The 14,887-nt window shown below is 63.5% G+C and carries 23 protein-coding genes and 1 pseudogene; 14 read left to right on the forward strand and 10 right to left on the reverse strand.

Going from position 1 to position 14,887, the window contains the following annotated elements:
- The 9 genes and pseudogenes from ACEXP3_RS24315 to ACEXP3_RS24355 all read right to left on the reverse strand — a co-directional run.
- Nucleotides 1-197, reverse strand: a pseudogene (locus ACEXP3_RS24315) (DNA cytosine methyltransferase); the annotation flags it as partial.
- Nucleotides 198-199: 2 nt separating this feature from the next.
- Nucleotides 200-700: a hypothetical protein gene (locus ACEXP3_RS24320; protein WP_377299755.1), complete on the reverse strand. Its 501-nt coding sequence runs from the start codon at nt 698-700 to the stop codon at nt 200-202.
- Entirely contained in the window at nt 690-1,223 is a 534-nt protein-coding gene (locus ACEXP3_RS24325) for a hypothetical protein (protein ID WP_377299756.1), read from the reverse strand. Before ACEXP3_RS24325 ends, ACEXP3_RS24320 begins: the two co-directional genes overlap by 11 nt.
- Entirely contained in the window at nt 1,223-1,600 is a 378-nt protein-coding gene (locus ACEXP3_RS24330) for a hypothetical protein (protein WP_377299757.1), read from the reverse strand. The genes ACEXP3_RS24325 and ACEXP3_RS24330 overlap by 1 nt, the downstream gene beginning before the upstream one ends.
- Nucleotides 1,597-2,679: a DNA methyltransferase gene (locus ACEXP3_RS24335; RefSeq protein WP_377299777.1), complete on the reverse strand. Its 1,083-nt coding sequence runs from the start codon at nt 2,677-2,679 to the stop codon at nt 1,597-1,599. Before ACEXP3_RS24335 ends, ACEXP3_RS24330 begins: the two co-directional genes overlap by 4 nt.
- A 1,535-nt stretch (nt 2,680-4,214) precedes the next feature.
- Nucleotides 4,215-4,448 carry a hypothetical protein gene (locus ACEXP3_RS24340; RefSeq protein WP_377299758.1) on the reverse strand — a complete coding sequence of 78 codons (234 nt, stop codon included), beginning with the start codon at nt 4,446-4,448 and terminating at the stop codon, nt 4,215-4,217.
- Nucleotides 4,448-4,657 (reverse strand): hypothetical protein, encoded by a 210-nt coding sequence (locus ACEXP3_RS24345; protein WP_377299759.1) that lies wholly within the window; start codon nt 4,655-4,657, stop codon nt 4,448-4,450. The genes ACEXP3_RS24340 and ACEXP3_RS24345 overlap by 1 nt, the downstream gene beginning before the upstream one ends.
- Nucleotides 4,654-5,106, reverse strand: a complete 453-nt coding sequence (locus tag ACEXP3_RS24350; protein WP_377299760.1) for a hypothetical protein — start codon at nt 5,104-5,106, stop codon at nt 4,654-4,656. Before ACEXP3_RS24350 ends, ACEXP3_RS24345 begins: the two co-directional genes overlap by 4 nt.
- A 338-nt stretch (nt 5,107-5,444) precedes the next feature.
- Nucleotides 5,445-5,690, reverse strand: a complete 246-nt coding sequence (locus ACEXP3_RS24355; RefSeq protein ID WP_377299761.1) for a hypothetical protein — start codon at nt 5,688-5,690, stop codon at nt 5,445-5,447.
- Between the two features lie 107 nt (nt 5,691-5,797).
- Between ACEXP3_RS24355 and ACEXP3_RS24360 the strand changes: the two genes are divergently transcribed.
- The gene (locus tag ACEXP3_RS24360) at nt 5,798-6,571 is read left to right on the forward strand and encodes a LexA family transcriptional regulator (RefSeq protein WP_377299762.1); all 774 of its coding nucleotides are present in this window, start codon (nt 5,798-5,800) and stop codon (nt 6,569-6,571) included.
- Here ACEXP3_RS24360 and ACEXP3_RS24365 read toward each other — a convergent pair.
- The gene (locus ACEXP3_RS24365) at nt 6,568-7,362 is read right to left on the reverse strand and encodes a WYL domain-containing protein (protein WP_377299763.1); all 795 of its coding nucleotides are present in this window, start codon (nt 7,360-7,362) and stop codon (nt 6,568-6,570) included. The genes ACEXP3_RS24360 and ACEXP3_RS24365 overlap by 4 nt on opposite strands.
- A 291-nt stretch (nt 7,363-7,653) precedes the next feature.
- Here ACEXP3_RS24365 and ACEXP3_RS24370 point away from each other — a divergent pair, with 291 nt between their 5' ends.
- The 13 genes from ACEXP3_RS24370 to ACEXP3_RS24430 form a co-directional block, all read left to right on the forward strand.
- Nucleotides 7,654-7,800, forward strand: coding sequence for a hypothetical protein (locus tag ACEXP3_RS24370; protein ID WP_377299764.1), 147 nt, complete (start codon nt 7,654-7,656; stop codon nt 7,798-7,800).
- 61 nt (nt 7,801-7,861) lie between these two features.
- On the forward strand, nt 7,862-8,071 hold the full coding sequence (locus tag ACEXP3_RS24375) for a hypothetical protein (RefSeq protein WP_377299765.1): 210 nt from the start codon (nt 7,862-7,864) through the stop codon (nt 8,069-8,071).
- A 4-nt stretch (nt 8,072-8,075) separates the two neighbouring features.
- Nucleotides 8,076-8,546 (forward strand): hypothetical protein, encoded by a 471-nt coding sequence (locus tag ACEXP3_RS24380; RefSeq protein ID WP_377299766.1) that lies wholly within the window; start codon nt 8,076-8,078, stop codon nt 8,544-8,546.
- Between the two features lie 298 nt (nt 8,547-8,844).
- On the forward strand, nt 8,845-8,976 hold the full coding sequence (locus ACEXP3_RS24385; protein WP_377299767.1) for a hypothetical protein: 132 nt from the start codon (nt 8,845-8,847) through the stop codon (nt 8,974-8,976).
- Nucleotides 8,973-9,701 (forward strand): hypothetical protein, encoded by a 729-nt coding sequence (locus tag ACEXP3_RS24390; protein WP_377299768.1) that lies wholly within the window; start codon nt 8,973-8,975, stop codon nt 9,699-9,701. Before ACEXP3_RS24385 ends, ACEXP3_RS24390 begins: the two co-directional genes overlap by 4 nt.
- 5 nt (nt 9,702-9,706) lie before the next feature.
- Nucleotides 9,707-9,949: a hypothetical protein gene (locus ACEXP3_RS24395; RefSeq protein ID WP_377299769.1), complete on the forward strand. Its 243-nt coding sequence runs from the start codon at nt 9,707-9,709 to the stop codon at nt 9,947-9,949.
- A 2-nt stretch (nt 9,950-9,951) separates the two neighbouring features.
- A complete protein-coding gene (locus ACEXP3_RS24400; RefSeq protein WP_377299770.1) occupies nt 9,952-10,113 on the forward strand; it encodes a hypothetical protein in 162 nt (53 codons plus the stop codon).
- Entirely contained in the window at nt 10,113-11,285 is a 1,173-nt protein-coding gene (locus ACEXP3_RS24405; RefSeq protein ID WP_377299771.1) for a DUF5131 family protein, read from the forward strand. Before ACEXP3_RS24400 ends, ACEXP3_RS24405 begins: the two co-directional genes overlap by 1 nt.
- A gap of 5 nt (nt 11,286-11,290) precedes the next feature.
- On the forward strand, nt 11,291-11,638 hold the full coding sequence (locus ACEXP3_RS24410; protein ID WP_377299772.1) for a YfdP family phage-associated protein: 348 nt from the start codon (nt 11,291-11,293) through the stop codon (nt 11,636-11,638).
- A gap of 33 nt (nt 11,639-11,671) precedes the next feature.
- The gene (locus tag ACEXP3_RS24415) at nt 11,672-12,634 is read left to right on the forward strand and encodes a DUF2303 family protein (RefSeq protein WP_377299773.1); all 963 of its coding nucleotides are present in this window, start codon (nt 11,672-11,674) and stop codon (nt 12,632-12,634) included.
- 62 nt (nt 12,635-12,696) lie between these two features.
- Entirely contained in the window at nt 12,697-13,260 is a 564-nt protein-coding gene (locus ACEXP3_RS24420; RefSeq protein ID WP_377299774.1) for a hypothetical protein, read from the forward strand.
- A gap of 11 nt (nt 13,261-13,271) precedes the next feature.
- Entirely contained in the window at nt 13,272-14,387 is a 1,116-nt protein-coding gene (gene dnaN / locus ACEXP3_RS24425) for a DNA polymerase III subunit beta (RefSeq protein ID WP_377299775.1), read from the forward strand.
- 29 nt (nt 14,388-14,416) lie between these two features.
- The coding region (locus ACEXP3_RS24430; RefSeq protein ID WP_377299776.1) for a hypothetical protein at nt 14,417-14,887 on the forward strand (471 nt) is incomplete at its 3' end.

The raw sequence follows: 14,887 nt of genomic DNA on the forward strand, positions 1-14,887 counted from the left end.
TGGTTCACTTCATGCAGGCGCAGCGCCCACTCATTGTGGTTGATGGCATAATCCGGCGAGCGGCCAAGCGCCTGCTCAATGCCGGTAGAAGCGCCGCCGCCCCCGGCAAAGCTGTCGATGATCAGCGGGCGGCCCGCCGGTGCGGCGAGCGCAAGGCCCGCCAGAATGGTGCCCGCGAAGAGCGATGGCGCATGCATGTTCATCGCCCGCCCTCCCGCACCACTGTGCGCGCCGCATGCAGCGTGCGGCACACCGCGTCCTCGCCCACATCCAGCACCTTGCTGATTTCGAACGTGTCGAAATGCCCGGAATTCCACAGGATGATGGCGGCGAGCGCCTTGGTCTCATCCATCCTGCCGCTCATGGCCGAAGACGTGGCCTTGCGCGGATCCGCCTTGTGAAGACCGATCGTCATCGCATCACTCCCTTGATAAAATCCGATGCCGCGCGCCGTCTTGACGGTCAGCGCGTCGAGCATTTCATTGGAAAGGCAGGCATGGCCCCGGCCATGGCTGGAAATGGCGCAGAGAAACAGAACCGGCGTGCCCGCCCGCCACCCGCGAAGGCCGTGCGGTTCGGTGACGATGCGCACATGGCCAAGCGCCATGGCGCCTTTGAAGCCGAGCTGCGTCACCACCTCGCGGCCATCGCGCACCGTCTCGGCCGCGATGAGAAGAATGGGAGTGCGCTCACCGGCCATGGGGCGCGGCCTTTGTCAGAAGATCGTCTGCCGCGCGCACGCCCTCCGGCGTCAACTGCCAGAGCGCCGGGCTCAACCCCCGCGGCGGCTCCAGCCGCTCAAGAAAGCCAAGATCCTGCAAAAGCCGCATCGGAAGCGTGCCGGACGAGGCACCGATCCCGGCGCCCTCCTCGATCCGCCTCAAAGAAATCCGGAGCGGCCCGGCCTGCCCATGCAGAAAGGCCAGAACCTTGGCCGCGTTCGACCCGGCAAAGCCCTTGCGCCGCGCCTCGCATTCCTCCGGTGAAAGCAAGGCGCCGGAAACCTTCTCCACCCGATCGAATTGCTCCAGACGAAACAGCGGCTTTGCCGATCGAAGGCGGGTAAGCCCGCCCCAATCCAGCCCGGTGGCGCTCATGATGCGGGCAAACCCTTCGCCCCGCTCCACCATCAGCAAAACCGCTTCCGTCTGAAGCGCCGGCGTCATGGCGGCAAAGCGTTTCGGGTCGAGCGGTGCGACGCCGAAGAAGGAAAAATCGGGCATCAGTGCCACCTCGTCTGTCTGGCTGCGGGAGTCGGGGAAGGCGCCGAATGGGCAGGCGTCAGCGGTGCGGACGGCACGGCGGCCGGTGCATCGTCGCGCCAGATCGCAGCCCGCCAAGCGGTGATTTCGTCAAAAATCTGCCAGCCCTCGGAAACCCGCAGCCGCGAACGCTGCTCGCGCCACAGTTCGGCCAGAAGCCCCCGCGCATGGGCCCAATAGGCAATGGCGCGTGCGCCGGTCGGAATGGCCTCGATACCGGCCGGGTCACAGACCAGCGTCACGAAGGCCGGCAACAGCGCCGGCTCGCGCGCAAACAGCGTCAGTGCCGCCTCGCGGGCATTGTCCGTCACCAGGAAGAAGGGAGCGGGCGCGGTCATTCGGCCGCTCCCATCAGGTCGAACAGGCTTGGCATCGCCATCGCGCGCGCCGCCGCTTCGACATATTTGCAGCCGTCGAGAAAATAGGCCGGGTTCAGTTCGCAGGCCTCGCCCCGCCGGCCGTGGCGGATGGCGCGGTAAGGCACCGTCATCAGCCCGCCGAACGGGTCGAACACCGTCTCGCCCTTTTCCGTGTATTGCTGGATGCAGCGGTCCACGATATCGAACTGCAGCGGGCAGAGATGCATTTCCCGGCCCGCCTGCGCCTGCAGCGTGTTCATCGACAGCATCCGGGCAACATCCGTCCACACGTCGTCATGGGCGGAATGCGGCGGCAGCAGCATGAAGGTGGAAGGCAGCGCGCCCTTCTCCTCCAGATGCTCGGCAATCTTCACATGATGCTCGAAATCATAGACCGCCTCGAGGCTGTAGCGCTTCCACAGCTTATAGATCTGGTGATGCTCCAGCCCGGCCAGATCGGACGGCGTCAACTGCCGGTCGCCCGAGGATGGCATGTAGCCATGGGCGTCCAGCTGCCAGCGCGCCCGGCTGTAACCATGGTCGTTCGACCAGGCGCCCGCCGCACCGTCCCACATGCGCTTGTCCTTCTTCACCGGCCGGTCGGCATAGCCATTGCTGGCGTCTGTCGGCGGCTTGCGGAAGATCAGCAGATATTCCGGCATGCCATTGCCCATGCGAGACCCGTCCTTGCATTGCTCGGACCAGCCGAGCCGATAGGTCTGGTTGTTCTCGCGCACCACATCGGTGGTGATCGTCTTGCGCGACAGGAAGGCAAAGCCGTGCGCCTGAAAGGCACGGATGCAATCATCGGAAAACGGATAGACGGTCTGGAAGCCAAGCCCCGTAAGCCCACCCGGCACGATGCGATCCTTCACATGGATGGCGGCAATGCGACCGGGGGACAGCACCCGCAACAGCTGCGGGATGAGAAAATCCATCTGTTTCCAGAAATGACCGTTATCGTCCGTGTGGCCGAAATCCGCGTAGTTCGGGCTGTATTCGTACTGCGTCGAAAACGGGATCGAGGTCACGATCAGGTCGACGCTGTTTTCGGCCATGCCCTGCGTTTCCAGTACGCAATCATTGTTGACGATGCGGTATCCCTCGCCCGTCACCTCGATGCGCTCGACGCCGAGCGAACGGGTCAGCGTATCGGCCATGGCCGCGGCCGAGAGGCCATATTCCTTGATGATGCCGGTCATGATCTCCATCTGCTCCTCGTGGCGGTTCCACTTGTCCTGCAGGTTGTCGCGCACCGGCCGCTCGGCCTCGGTGTAGATGAGGTCGAGACGCACTTCGCGGTCCTGCATGAAGCGGTAGATGCGGTGGACGCCCTGGATGAAGTCGTTGAACTTGAAGCCAATGCCGAGAAAGATTTCCCAGGCGCAGTGGTACTGGAAGTTGGGGCCCGACCCGAGCATCGAGGGTTTCCCCGCAAGCTCCGGAATGCGCCCGTCGGAAAAGCCGCAGATGATCTCTTCCCGCTCGTCGAGGCCTTGGCAGCCGTAAACGGTGGCAAGGCCCGGGATGGCCGCTTCCAGCGCCTCGCGCTCGGCCTCCAGATCGTGCCAGATCAGGCGGTGCGCATCCGGGTTCTCGGCGCGCAACTCCATCAGCTTTTCGATGCGGGCGGGCAGGCTGTCGCGCTTTTCGCGGGCGGCATCCGAGAGCGAGGCGGAAGCGTTGCGCAACAGCCGCCCCTGCCCGTTCTTTTCGGTACCGGCGCCTGCATGATCGGCGGGCAGCTCGTGCCAGTGCACCACCATCGGCGGCAGGTCATAGCCCTCGTCGGAAAAGCCGAGATCGGAGGGCTTCTGGACAAACAGCGCCCAGCTTGCCACCCACAGCCAGAACTCCTTCTGCTTGTGCGGGTGGATGGTCAGCGTGTCGGCCTTTTCCGAATTCCGCTTGAAGAACCTGGTCTTCGCCTGTCCGATATCCATGACTTCGAGAAAGGCCGAATAGGCCAGAAGCTCGATAAACTGGTTCGGGCTCGGCGTGGCCGTCGCCACGAACTTGAAGCGCACCCCGTCAAACAGCCGCATGAACTCGCGGAATGTCTTTGAGCCGCCAAAGCCGCGCAGGCATGAGGCCTCGTCGAGGCTCGCCACATCGAACAGGCGCGGGTCGAGCTTGCCGTCCCGCACCGTCTCGTAGTTCGTCATGTAGAGCCCGGTTTCGCCGCATTCCTCGATCGACCGGATGAAGGTGAAGCCCGGCACCCTGTCCGGCCACCCGGCCTGCCAAGCCGCAAGCGCCACGCGCTGCGCATCGGTGATACGCGGATGATCGCCCGTCGCCAGCATATGGGCATCGCGGCGAAACTCCTGGCGAACACCGAGCGGCGCGACCAGCAGCCCGCGCCCGCCGAAGCGGCACAGGACGAGCCGCAGGATCTCGATCTGCACCACGGATTTGCCCAGGCCAAACTTGGCAAAGATTGCGCGTCGCCCGCCCCGGCAGGCCCAGACGACAATGGCCTTCTGGTGCGGCAGAAGCAGCGGGTTGATCTCGTCCAGCGAAACCTCGAACCCTCCATCCGGCGCCATCTGCACCTTGGCTTTCAGAAAATCGAGATAGGAGGCGTGCACGTTCATCGCGTCGCCTCCCCTTCAAACCCTCTGATCAGGCGAAGAGCAAATGGCACACCGCGCCGGGCGTTGATCAGTCGACGCGGCCCCCTCCAATCGCGCCCAGCCTCAACCTCAAGGATAGTCTCGCGGTCGACCAAACGCAGGTCGTCAAGGTAGTATTCCTCGATCGCGGATACGCCTTGATGGGCCATGATGGCGTCGATGTAGCAGGCCGTCACCTTGCGCACGCCCATCACTGCACCACCTTACCGTGGCCGAGCCGACGCAAGGTGCCGATGGCGTGGTCGAAGGCGGAAAGCGCCTTGTCATCCTTTACACCGGCGGAAATACAGGCGGCAGCCGCCACGGAAATGGCAAGATGCACCGCCTGGTCCGGGTCATCGGGCAGAAGCTTGCAGATGGCGACGAACCTCTCCTCGCCATAGGTTCCCGTCACTGTCATGCCATCACCCGGGAAATGATCGCATCGAGCTGCGCCAGCGCCTGCATGGCGGGCACGATGCGCGCCTTGACCGCCTGGCGTTCGGCGGCATCCACATGGCCGTCGTCGATGGCAAGCGCCACCTCGCGCACCACGTCATCCAGAAGTCCGTTGAGTTTCAGCACGGCAGCCGCCGTCAGTTCGCCAAAAGTCTGCGGTCGGCGTGCGCCGAGCAGTTCACCCATCGCCCCCGTAATGAACGGGTGGCCCGATGCTGCATCGAGCGCCACGGCCAGGTCCACGCGGATGAAATTCCGGCTCCACTCTTCCGAGGTGGAGGCATATTTGGACAATGTGCCCGCTCCGACGCCGAGAAGATCGGACGCGCGGGACACGCCACCCACCGCCTCGAAGCCGGAAATCGTGGCCGCCTTGAGGGCCGTGGCCGTTAAGCTGGAAAAAGCGCGCATGAAGAGACCCCTGAAAGCTGGTCAAGGAAAAAGTGACAACCAATTGTTTCCGTGAAGACGCGCGTGGTTCACGCTACGTCAGGTGCATCACCCCGATGGAGGTTTCGATGCACAAAACTCAGAGGCAGAACGGCGATGGAGCCAAGGCAACATGCCGGCCTGCGGCAGAAAGACCCGGTTCCGGCAGCCCGGGAGGAGTGGGCCGCCGGAACCGGCGCGCGGCCGGGAGGCAGCCGGACGCGAGCGGGATAAAAGGCCAGCCGGGCGGATTGATCGCACCGGCTGGCAAGCAGCGCGGCAGGGAAACGACCGCGCGGGGGAACAACGGGAGGATCGCATCATTCGGCAGCCTCCACTGGGGGCTTCTCACCGTCCGGCACAGCAGGACGCGGAATGCCTTCCGGCCAAGCCACGCCCTGCGGCCAATGAGCGGACAACCACACGACGGCACGCTCCAGACGGCGCACACCGATATCGGATCCTGACCGGACCTCGCCGATGCGCTTTCCATCGTTGAACAGATAGGCAGAAACGGTCGCCTCCGCCTTTCGCGAGGCGGCTGCATAGGTTTCGACCAACATCATGAAATTTGCCACGGTAATCATACCGGCAATATGCGGTACAAATACCGGGCCTGTCAACGGTTCATGTACCACTATTTTACGGTTTTTCTAAAAGGTACATTTACCGCATGGAACACAAGGATATCGCGAGCCGCCGTGCGGCCATCCACGGGCGCGTCAAAAGCCGCGCGACCCAGATCGGCCTGAAGATTGCCGAGGTCGAGCGCATGTCATCGCTCGGCGTCGGCAGCCTGCGCAACTGGATACGGCCGGACAAGAACGTAACACCCAGTCTGGCTACGCTGGAAAAGCTGGCGGCGACGCTGCACACCACCGTGAACTGGCTGATCTATGGTGACGCCATGGTGGCGAGCTTCGCCGAAGAGCTGCCTCCGAACTTCGCCAAGACGAGCTCGCCGGAGGAAGACCTTCCACTCGCCGACAGCGCGCCCTCGATCCGGATGCCCACCCTTCCCGACCGGCGCTTTGTGACCATGGAAGATGTTCCTGTTTACGGTACGGCCGGCGGTTCGCTGGCAAGAGGCTCCTTCCTCGTCGAGGACGATGTGATCGATGAAGTGTCGCGTCCCATCGGCCTGCGCAGCAATCGCCACGCCTATGCGCTCTATGTCGAGGGGTCCTCGATGGAGCCGCAGTTCTCACCGGGCGATCTGATTTTCATCAACCCGAACCGGCCGCCCCGCACCGGTGAAGTCGTCGTGGTGCGCTATCGCAGCATCGAGGACAACCGCAATGTCGCGACCCTTGGCGTCCTGGAAGGCCGCAGCGAACTCTCCATCACCCTTCGCAAGCACAAACCAGCCGGCAGCACCGTGGAAATTCGCCGCGAGGGCGCCGAAATCCACAAGGTCATGAGCACCAACGAACTGTTTGCGCTTTAGCCTCTGGCGGGGAAGAGCTGCCGATATCGCCGACGCCCCGCCTCTGCCCCGAACACTGAGACTGCCTCGGCTGAGGTCTTTACCAGCGCATATTCCTTTCCCGTCCGGCTGATCCTCGCCAGGTATCCACTTGCCGTCGCAAGCGTCGGGCGCGCCTCGTCGATGTACCGAGTGGCCTTTGCCCGGCTCCAGCCGAGGTCGGCATAGCCTTTCCCGGCAATGCCCTTGCGCATTTCGATGAAGGCAAGCAGCTCCTCCTTTTCATCGATAGAAATCTGCCGGTCGGCATTGGCGATCCAGATCAACAGATCGAGCCCACCCCTCGCCCGCGCCATCACCGCGTCATGGTCGGGGTCCGGCCGCTGATGCTCCGGCAGCAACTGGAAAAAATGCGCTTCCGGGTCGTCGATAATCTCGCCATCTGACGTGACGGCGGCCGAAATCCGGTCGGCGCGGAATGTCCGCTCTGCCTGCCGCATCAGGCAGAAGGCACGGATGTAGACGGCGCCCCTGCCTCCCTCGATCTCGACAACCCTGATCTTGCGGCGTGTCGGCGTACCGCCGAAGTCACCATAATCGATCAGATAGTCGTAAGGCTCATCCGGCAAGGAAATCGGAGCCCGTGACGCGACCGCAGGCGGCGCGCTGGAAGAAAGAGTGATTCGGACCTGCGCAATATCCTTCTGATCGTCGGCCATGGTCGGTTGGGAATGCTTCGGTGCCTTGCCGGTGAACTTGATCATCACCCAGCAAAACAGGGCGACAACGCCCACTGCCAGCCAAACACCCATGCCCAATCTCCCCCGCGCGATCACCGTGCAGCCGCAATGCTAGCGGGCACGGGGCACAGCGCAAGAGGGACGTGCAACAGCACTAAAATACCGCACGCCGAATCTCGGTACATTTACCGGTAAACCCACTTGACACACGGTATTTGTACCGCTTATCTTCCGTGTCCATACCGGGTGCCTCGTGATCATTCTCACCCGGTTCCAAACGCAATCCCCTGCCGCCGCACCCCCGCGCGACCCCAGTCCCGCGCGGCGGCAGGTTTGCGCCCTTGAAACAGGATGGAGAGTGCCGTGAACCCCGCATCGCTTGAATGGAACCACATGCCGCCGGCCAATCTGGTCCGCCGCGCCGCCTTTGGTCTGCGCGCCGTCGCAGACGATCTCGCCAACATCATCTTTGCCCGCATCTGGCTGTGGCGCGCCCGCCACGGGATCTGATCCGCTTGCCCCTGCCGCAGCCCACCCGCTGCGGCACCTCAAACGGATGGAGGTCATTCCGATGCATCATTCAACAACACCCTTTGGCGTCCGCGCGCCGGCTTTGCCGACAGCGAGACGCCGCGCCGCGCCGGTCTGGCAGTTCAATGCGGTCGCCATCGGCCTTTGCGCCATCGTCACCCTCTCCATCCTTGCGCCGCTGTCGCTCTATCTCGCGGGCTCGCGCCTGCAGCAGATCGAAGCGCGCCTTGCCGCCAATGCGAGGGTTTGAGCCGATGAAACCCTTCATCCCCGATGATCCGGGCGTCAAACCGCGTGCCGAAACGGCCAAGCCGCGCCGCGGTGTCATGACGGCCGCTGCCATTCTGGCCGGCTCCGTCGCGATCGGCATCTGGATTGCCACCGGCGAAACGACGGGCGACGCGGCAGCCCTTGCCGCCGCGGACCAATGCTCCGTCACGCGCCTGGCGGTGGAAGCGTCCGGCTGGTGGGTTGCCGGCGCCATGGCCTTTGCCTTCGCCTACAATGTCTTCTGGAGCGACAGCAGCCGGCGCGTGGCCGAGCTGGAAGAGCAGGAGCGCGACGATGTCGCCCTCCTCTCCGATCTCCGCAGCCGCCTCACCATCACTCGCAAGACCATGCTTGTCGCCCAGCGTACCGGGCAACCGATAGATGTCGCCCGCGACGGCATTCTGACGGGCGAGCTTCGCTTGCTGGATGCGGCACTTTTGGGCCGGGAGAAGTGACGACGATGGGTGAGCGTTCAAAATCGGTGACCATGAAGATCAACCGCGATGGGTCGTTTACGCTTCGGTCTACCGGTGGCGTCGATCTGCGAAAAGTTGTTCCTGCACTGTTCAATACCTATCCCAGAGCGAAAGCATCCAACGAACAAACGGAGAGAACTACCGGCCGACAGGCTGCCGGCTCTCGACGGGAGATGCGAGTAGGCGAGGCAAGCGCGGTCTTGCCTGCAACGTCTGATGATGGACGTGACAGCCGGGAGAGACCGGCACCTTCTGGCACTCCATCGGAGCCCGCCCGATGAGCAACACCCGCAATTACGTCCTCGGTTTCACGCTCCTCGCCGCCGTCGTCTTCGTCGTCTGGACAGCCCCCTCCAGTGAACTGGCCGGCCAGCGCAGCGCCGCCACGTCGCCAAGGATTTTCCCATGATGCCAGCCCTTTGCACCTCTGTCGTCGAGGCCTTTCGCCCGGACGGCTCGCTGATGGATCTGGCTTTGCCGCTGGTCGAGGAGGTGGATTTCTGCGCCATCGCCGGCACGCTGTCGCGCATCGCCCGCTTCAATGGCGTGCCAGATGGCGTGGGCTATCCCGTGTCACAGCATTGCGTGCTGGGAACCGAAGCCCTGTTGAACGAGGGCGAGGACGAGCTGACAGCCGCGCTCTTCCTGCTCCACGATGCGCACGAGCATTTTATCGGCGATCACACCCGACCGTTCATGGAGCTGTTGCGGGCAAAGCTGGCGGCGCGGGCCGGCGAAAAGGCAGGCCGCGAGCTCGTGGGCGCGATAGCCGATATCCGCCAGGGTTGGGACGAGGCGATCTATGCCGCCGCCCATCTGCCGCCACCCACCGCTTGGACGAACCGGCAGAGATCGGCCGTGCTTGCCATGGATGAACGCATGCTGCTCGCCGAAAGCCGCAGCCTGTTTGGCAGCCAGGCCGGCCAGAACATCCATGTGGCCGACAGGCACCGCAAGGCCCGCACACCGGATTTCGGCGCCCGCAAGAACCCGCTGAAGCCCTGGGGCGCCATGAAGGCCGAGGAAGAGTTTCTAAAAATCTTCACCCGCCTGCGCGGACAGGAAACCCTCATCCGCGCCCGCGCGCTTCACGCCGCCCATGCGGCCACCTTCACCCCGAACCGGGAGGGCTGATTGCCATGATCGAATTTTCCAAAAGTCCAGCAGCGCCATCGCCGGCATCCGTCATTGCAGGCTTTGCCGATCAGGGCGTCACCCTGCCGCTGCGCCTTTCTGACGAGGATATCGGCGTGGTCCTCGATGCCGATGGCCGGGACGTGCTGACCGTCGACAGCAATGGCGAGCGCCCGGACGAACAGGCAAGCGCCATCGCCCTGATGATTGTCAGCGCGGTTAACGCCGCAGCCTCTCTGGAGCAATAGGCATGTCCAGCACCACACCCCTGTTCCGCGTCCATTTCGGCGATGGCACGACCGTCGATATCCCGGCCGAAACCGCAGACGCCGCGCGCAAGAGTGCAAGGCCACGGGCGCAGGCGCGCGAAACCGTCATCACCAAGGTCAAGCTCGTGCGGGAGACGCGCTGATGTCGGAGACATCCTCGATCGAGTGGACCGACGCCACCTGGAACCCGATTGCCGGCTGCAGCCTTGTCTCGCCAGGCTGCACCAACTGCTATGCCATGCGCCGCGTTGCCCCGCGCCTGGCCGCCAACCCGGCCACCCCGCATTACCACGGCACAGTGCAGCCTTCGAAAGCCGGGCCCGTGTGGACGGGGAAGATCGGCATAGCCTCCGACAAGGTGCTGATGGCGCCGATCGGCTGGAAGAAACCGCGCCGCATCTTCGTCAACTCCACGTCCGACCTCTTTCACGAGGGCGTGCCGGATGAGGTGATCGACCGGGTCTTTGCCGTGATGGCGCTTTGCCCACAACACACCTTTCAGGTGCTGACGAAGCGCCCGCAGCGAATGCGGGATTATCTTGCAGAGCCTCATCGATTTATTCTTGTGGAAAGATCAAAGCAAAAATTCCTTCCGCCGCCACCTGCAAAACCACTAAAGGCGACACCCTTCACTTGGCGCGATCCAAAAGAAATTCCTCCGCGACGTTGGCCGCTTCCAAACGTCTGGCTCGGCGTGTCTGTCGAAGATCAGCCACGCGCAGATGATCGCATCCCCGTGCTGCTGGGAACCCCGGCCGCCGTGCGCTGGATCAGCGCAGAGCCGATGCTGGGAAGCATAGATATCAGGCGCTACATGTGGCCGGTCCATCCCCGCTGGCCGGGCAAGTACAAACGACCAGCTGACGCGATCGCAGCAGGGGACGAGGTGACATATCACCGGCAGGCTCTTGTTTCAGCAGATGCAAGGTTCCTTGATTGGGTGGTCTGCGGCGGCGAAAGCGGCTCGGGCGCCCGGCCCATGCACCCCGATTGGTCACGCAGCCTGCGCGATCAGTGCTTGAGCGCCGGCGTTCCCTTCCTGTTCAAGCAATGGGGCGATTGGTGGGAGGCAGCATCGGATGTCCGCGACGACAGCGGAAACCACATCAGTGTCGATGCCGATACGTCAGAAGCGGACGACATGTTCGACGCTGCGACAGACACGCTTCTAGCAGCTGACGGACGGCAGTTTGCCCCCGGCGATTTGCCAGAGAACCTGCCAGCACGCCTCATGACACGCCTCGGCAAGAAAGCCGCCGGGCGTCTGCTGGATGGCGTGCTGCACGATGCCTACCCCACCCCAAAAGGACAGTGAACCCCATGCAGAACATCATCCGCGACACGCAATCCCTGCTCGGCATGCTCGAGAGCGGCGACCTGAATTCCGAAATGACCGAGACGGTGCAGATGGTGCTGAAGAAGCTCCAGGACCTCTCGAACGACCAGCCCAAGACCACGTTCAAGGGCGAGGTTTCGCTCAAGCTCAAGTTCGCGGTGAAGAACGGCATGGTCGATATCGACGCGGAGATCCCGCCGCCCAAGCTGCCGAAGCTGCCGCGCAAGACCAGCGTCTACTTCCTCACCGAAGACGGCCAGCTGTCGACCGAACATCCGCAGCAGCGCGACATGTTCCCCGGCCCGCGCGAGATCGACCACCGCCGCCAGTAACGCTCTTCCCCTCTCAACCGGAGACCTTTGACCATGGAAGACCAGAAAACCACATCCACCACTCTCGACATCGAAGCGCTGCGCCGCCTCGCCGATGATGCCGGCTCGGCCATCACCGTCGTCGACCTGAAGGAAACCCTGCACGGCCTGCCGTCCAGCATCCCGGTGCTGCTCGATCGCAAGAGCGGCCGGATCCTGTCGGTGCGCGATGAGTTCGAGAAGTGGCGCATCGTCCCCACCCTCAAATCCGGCACGGCCACCGTGCAGACGCTGGAAAGCTTCATCGATCTCACCCAGCGGCACCAGACGCCGGAAAGCGTGATCTTCGCCGATTTCGACTGGCAGAAGCCGAGCTTCACCACCATTGTCGATTATCACGCCCGCAACGTGACGCCGGATGGCCAGCCGGGCGCCATCGAGCAATTCGGCTGCCCCAACAACGGCAAGCACCGCGTCCACTATCCCTTCCCGCTCTCGAAGGAATGGGAGGCCTGGACGGGCGCCAATGCGCAACCCATGAACCAGCAGGAATTTGCCGAGTTCATAGAGGACCATATCCCGGACCTCACGACGCCGGACGAGGGCGAGGCGCGCCACTGGCAGCAGACGCTCGGCGGGCGGGTAGCGGCACCAAACGATGTCGTCACCCTCTCGCGCGGCCTGCAGGTGTTTGCCGAAACGCGCGTGGCCAATGCCGTGACGCTGCAGAGCGGCGAAGGTCAGCTGACCTTCGAGGAAGAACACAAGGATGCCAACGGCCAACGCATCAATGTGCCGAGCCTCTTCATCATCCGCATCCCGCCTTTCTTCATGGGCGAGGCCGTTCGCATTCCGGTGCGCCTGCGCTATCGCGTGAAGGCGGGCGCTATCACCTGGTTCTACCAGCTCTACAAGCCGGAAAAGTGGATCACGGAAGAAGTCGAGCGCGCCTTTTCGCGCGTGACGGGTGCAACCGAACTGCCGGGCTATGTCGGCACCCCGGAAATGAAGGCCTGACCGCCGAACCACCGGGAGGCATTGCCTGCCTCCCGCCATCCTCTCCACCGGAACGAACCGCCATGGCTCTCACTGCCGAACCGCCCACCCGCCCCCGCCTTTGGTACCCGGACGGCCTGATCGATGAAACCCTGCCCACCGGCCTACCCTCCGCGCAGGCCTGGTTTGACGAACTGCGGCCGGAACGCCTCGATCTGATTGACGAAAGCGAGCGCGCTTTCATTGCCCTGCATGGGCCGGGCCAAACCATCGGCTTCCAGTGGATGGAGGATCACGGCGAGATCACCGTCATGATCGGCAATGCCGGGCTCATCTCGCCGCCGGCCCGATGCACGGCCACACTCGATCTGTTCGACCATGAAATGACCTTGCCCCCGGAGGATGTGCCGGTGACGGCAAACCACTTCTGGGATCATGAGAGCGAGATCTTCGCCGAGACGTTGGACGATTTCGCGCAGATGTATGCCGAGGCTCTTCTGCTGACGCCGGATGACGAGCCGCACGAGGTCGTCATTGCAACCTTCTACTGGAGCGGCACGATCCTGTTTCGCATCGGCGACGATGGCCTGACGCTCACCGAACTGCCGGCCGCCACCGCGCAATCCCCTGAACACACTCCACTGTAAAGGCCATCGCCATGCTCACCGCATCCCGCGCCTCGCTTCTCTCTGCCCTCTCGCTTGTTGGTGCCGTCGTCGAGCGGCGCAACACCATCCCCATCCTGTCTAACGTGCTGCTGGCCCGCGCGGCCGATCCCGCGCGTCTCGCGCTCACCATGACGGACATGGATGTGGAAGCGCAGCTCACCATGGCCGCAACGCTCGGGACGGATTTCCGCCCCTTCACGGTGCAGGCGCATCTGCTGCACGATATCGTGCGCAAACTGCCCGATGGCGCCGATTGCGGGTTTGAACCGGCCGATCCCTCCATGGGCCAGATGCGGCTGAAGGCCGGCCGCTCCAAGTTTGCGCTGCAGGTTCTGCCCGATGGCGATTTCCCGCTGCAGAAACCGCTCGACGGACCCTGCCGGTTCCAGGCGCCGGCAAAGGCCTTTGCCGAGGCGCTGGCCGCCGTCTCCTTCGCCATTTCGACGGAAGAGACGCGCTATTATCTGAACGGCATTTTCTGCCACCCGGTGGAAGAAGGCGTGATGCTGGTGGCAACCGATGGTCACCGGCTGGCCAAGCGCGTGGTGCTGCTGGAAGGTGGAGCGCCCGCCGATATGCCGTCCGTCATCATCCCGAAAAAGACCGTCGGCGTGCTGGCCAAGATCCTGCCGAAGGATGGAGAGATCACCCTCACCGTCTCGGATGCGCGGATCTCTTTCGACCTTGGCAGCACCCGCCTTTCCTCCAAGCTGATCGACGGCACCTTTCCGGAGTATCAGCGTGTCGTGCCGCGCGATCTGCCGGAACCGGCCATCATCGACGCGGCAAGCCTGCGCGCCGCGGTGGACCGCGTGGGCACCGTGGCCGGCGACAAGAGCCGCGCCATGAAGTTTACCTTCGAGGACGGCACACTCACCCTGACAGTCGCCAATCCGGACGCCGGCAATGCCGAAGAGACGCTGGCCTATGATGGCGACCTCACCCTCTCGACCGGCTTCAACAGCCGCTATGTGCTGGACGTGCTGGCGCAGATCGGCACGGACAGGCTCACCCTTTCCGCCGCCGACGCAAGCAGCCCCGCCATCCTGCGCGCCACCGGCGACAATCCCCTCAACCTGGCAGTGCTGATGCCCATGCGCGCCTGACCGGGCGGCGACGAAGGAGAATGGTGATCATGACAAAAAGCGAAGAGACAAGAGGCGAGCTGCCCTTCCACCTCGACTTGCGCGCTCAGGCAGCACTGCTGGCCGATCTGCCGGAAAGCGTGGCACGCGAAGCCGGTAATTTCTATGAGGGGTGCAGATCGGATCTGAAATCCGACAGCATGCAGCACGCATGGCAGCAGGTGTTGCGCCCGTACTTGATCGGGCTGCGGGATCATTCCCGCCTCCAGGCGAGGCCGGTCATGTCGAAAACCGAGGCCGTCGGCTGGTGGTACGAGGACAAGCACGGCTGCATCCACATGAGCATTGATATGGCACTCGGCCGGCGCCATGAGGCCGAGAATGGGGCCAAACTCAACCTGCTTTATGGCGAGCCCCTACCGGGGGATGCCCCCACACCCTCATCACATGTGGTGGTGTCAAAAGGCTACGCGCTCATCCCTATAAAGCCAACCGATGAAGTGATCGAGGCGATTTGCCAA

The sequence above is a fragment of the Neorhizobium fuzhouense genome, from assembly GCF_042611105.1.
Classification (GTDB): Bacteria; Pseudomonadota; Alphaproteobacteria; order Rhizobiales; family Rhizobiaceae; genus Neorhizobium; species Neorhizobium galegae_A.

Excerpts from the sequence above, each read along its gene's own strand:
- ACEXP3_RS24320 (WP_377299755.1), bottom strand. The coding sequence starts at position 700 with ATGGCCGGTGAGCGCACTCCCATTCTTCTCATCGCGGCCGAGACGGTG.
- ACEXP3_RS24325 (WP_377299756.1), bottom strand. The coding sequence starts at position 1,223 with ATGCCCGATTTTTCCTTCTTCGGCGTCGCACCGCTCGACCCGAAACGC.
- ACEXP3_RS24330 (WP_377299757.1), bottom strand. The coding sequence starts at position 1,600 with ATGACCGCGCCCGCTCCCTTCTTCCTGGTGACGGACAATGCCCGCGAG.
- ACEXP3_RS24335 (WP_377299777.1), bottom strand. The coding sequence starts at position 2,679 with ATGGCCGAAAACAGCGTCGACCTGATCGTGACCTCGATCCCGTTTTCG.
- ACEXP3_RS24340 (WP_377299758.1), bottom strand. The coding sequence starts at position 4,448 with ATGGGCGTGCGCAAGGTGACGGCCTGCTACATCGACGCCATCATGGCC.
- ACEXP3_RS24345 (WP_377299759.1), bottom strand. The coding sequence starts at position 4,657 with ATGACAGTGACGGGAACCTATGGCGAGGAGAGGTTCGTCGCCATCTGC.
- ACEXP3_RS24350 (WP_377299760.1), bottom strand. The coding sequence starts at position 5,106 with ATGCGCGCTTTTTCCAGCTTAACGGCCACGGCCCTCAAGGCGGCCACG.
- ACEXP3_RS24355 (WP_377299761.1), bottom strand. The coding sequence starts at position 5,690 with ATGATGTTGGTCGAAACCTATGCAGCCGCCTCGCGAAAGGCGGAGGCG.
- ACEXP3_RS24360 (WP_377299762.1), top strand. The coding sequence starts at position 5,798 with ATGGAACACAAGGATATCGCGAGCCGCCGTGCGGCCATCCACGGGCGC.
- ACEXP3_RS24365 (WP_377299763.1), bottom strand. The coding sequence starts at position 7,362 with ATGGGTGTTTGGCTGGCAGTGGGCGTTGTCGCCCTGTTTTGCTGGGTG.
- ACEXP3_RS24375 (WP_377299765.1), top strand. The coding sequence starts at position 7,862 with ATGCATCATTCAACAACACCCTTTGGCGTCCGCGCGCCGGCTTTGCCG.
- ACEXP3_RS24380 (WP_377299766.1), top strand. The coding sequence starts at position 8,076 with ATGAAACCCTTCATCCCCGATGATCCGGGCGTCAAACCGCGTGCCGAA.
- ACEXP3_RS24385 (WP_377299767.1), top strand. The coding sequence starts at position 8,845 with ATGAGCAACACCCGCAATTACGTCCTCGGTTTCACGCTCCTCGCCGCC.
- ACEXP3_RS24390 (WP_377299768.1), top strand. The coding sequence starts at position 8,973 with ATGATGCCAGCCCTTTGCACCTCTGTCGTCGAGGCCTTTCGCCCGGAC.
- ACEXP3_RS24395 (WP_377299769.1), top strand. The coding sequence starts at position 9,707 with ATGATCGAATTTTCCAAAAGTCCAGCAGCGCCATCGCCGGCATCCGTC.
- ACEXP3_RS24400 (WP_377299770.1), top strand. The coding sequence starts at position 9,952 with ATGTCCAGCACCACACCCCTGTTCCGCGTCCATTTCGGCGATGGCACG.
- ACEXP3_RS24405 (WP_377299771.1), top strand. The coding sequence starts at position 10,113 with ATGTCGGAGACATCCTCGATCGAGTGGACCGACGCCACCTGGAACCCG.
- ACEXP3_RS24410 (WP_377299772.1), top strand. The coding sequence starts at position 11,291 with ATGCAGAACATCATCCGCGACACGCAATCCCTGCTCGGCATGCTCGAG.
- ACEXP3_RS24415 (WP_377299773.1), top strand. The coding sequence starts at position 11,672 with ATGGAAGACCAGAAAACCACATCCACCACTCTCGACATCGAAGCGCTG.
- ACEXP3_RS24420 (WP_377299774.1), top strand. The coding sequence starts at position 12,697 with ATGGCTCTCACTGCCGAACCGCCCACCCGCCCCCGCCTTTGGTACCCG.
- dnaN (WP_377299775.1), top strand. The coding sequence starts at position 13,272 with ATGCTCACCGCATCCCGCGCCTCGCTTCTCTCTGCCCTCTCGCTTGTT.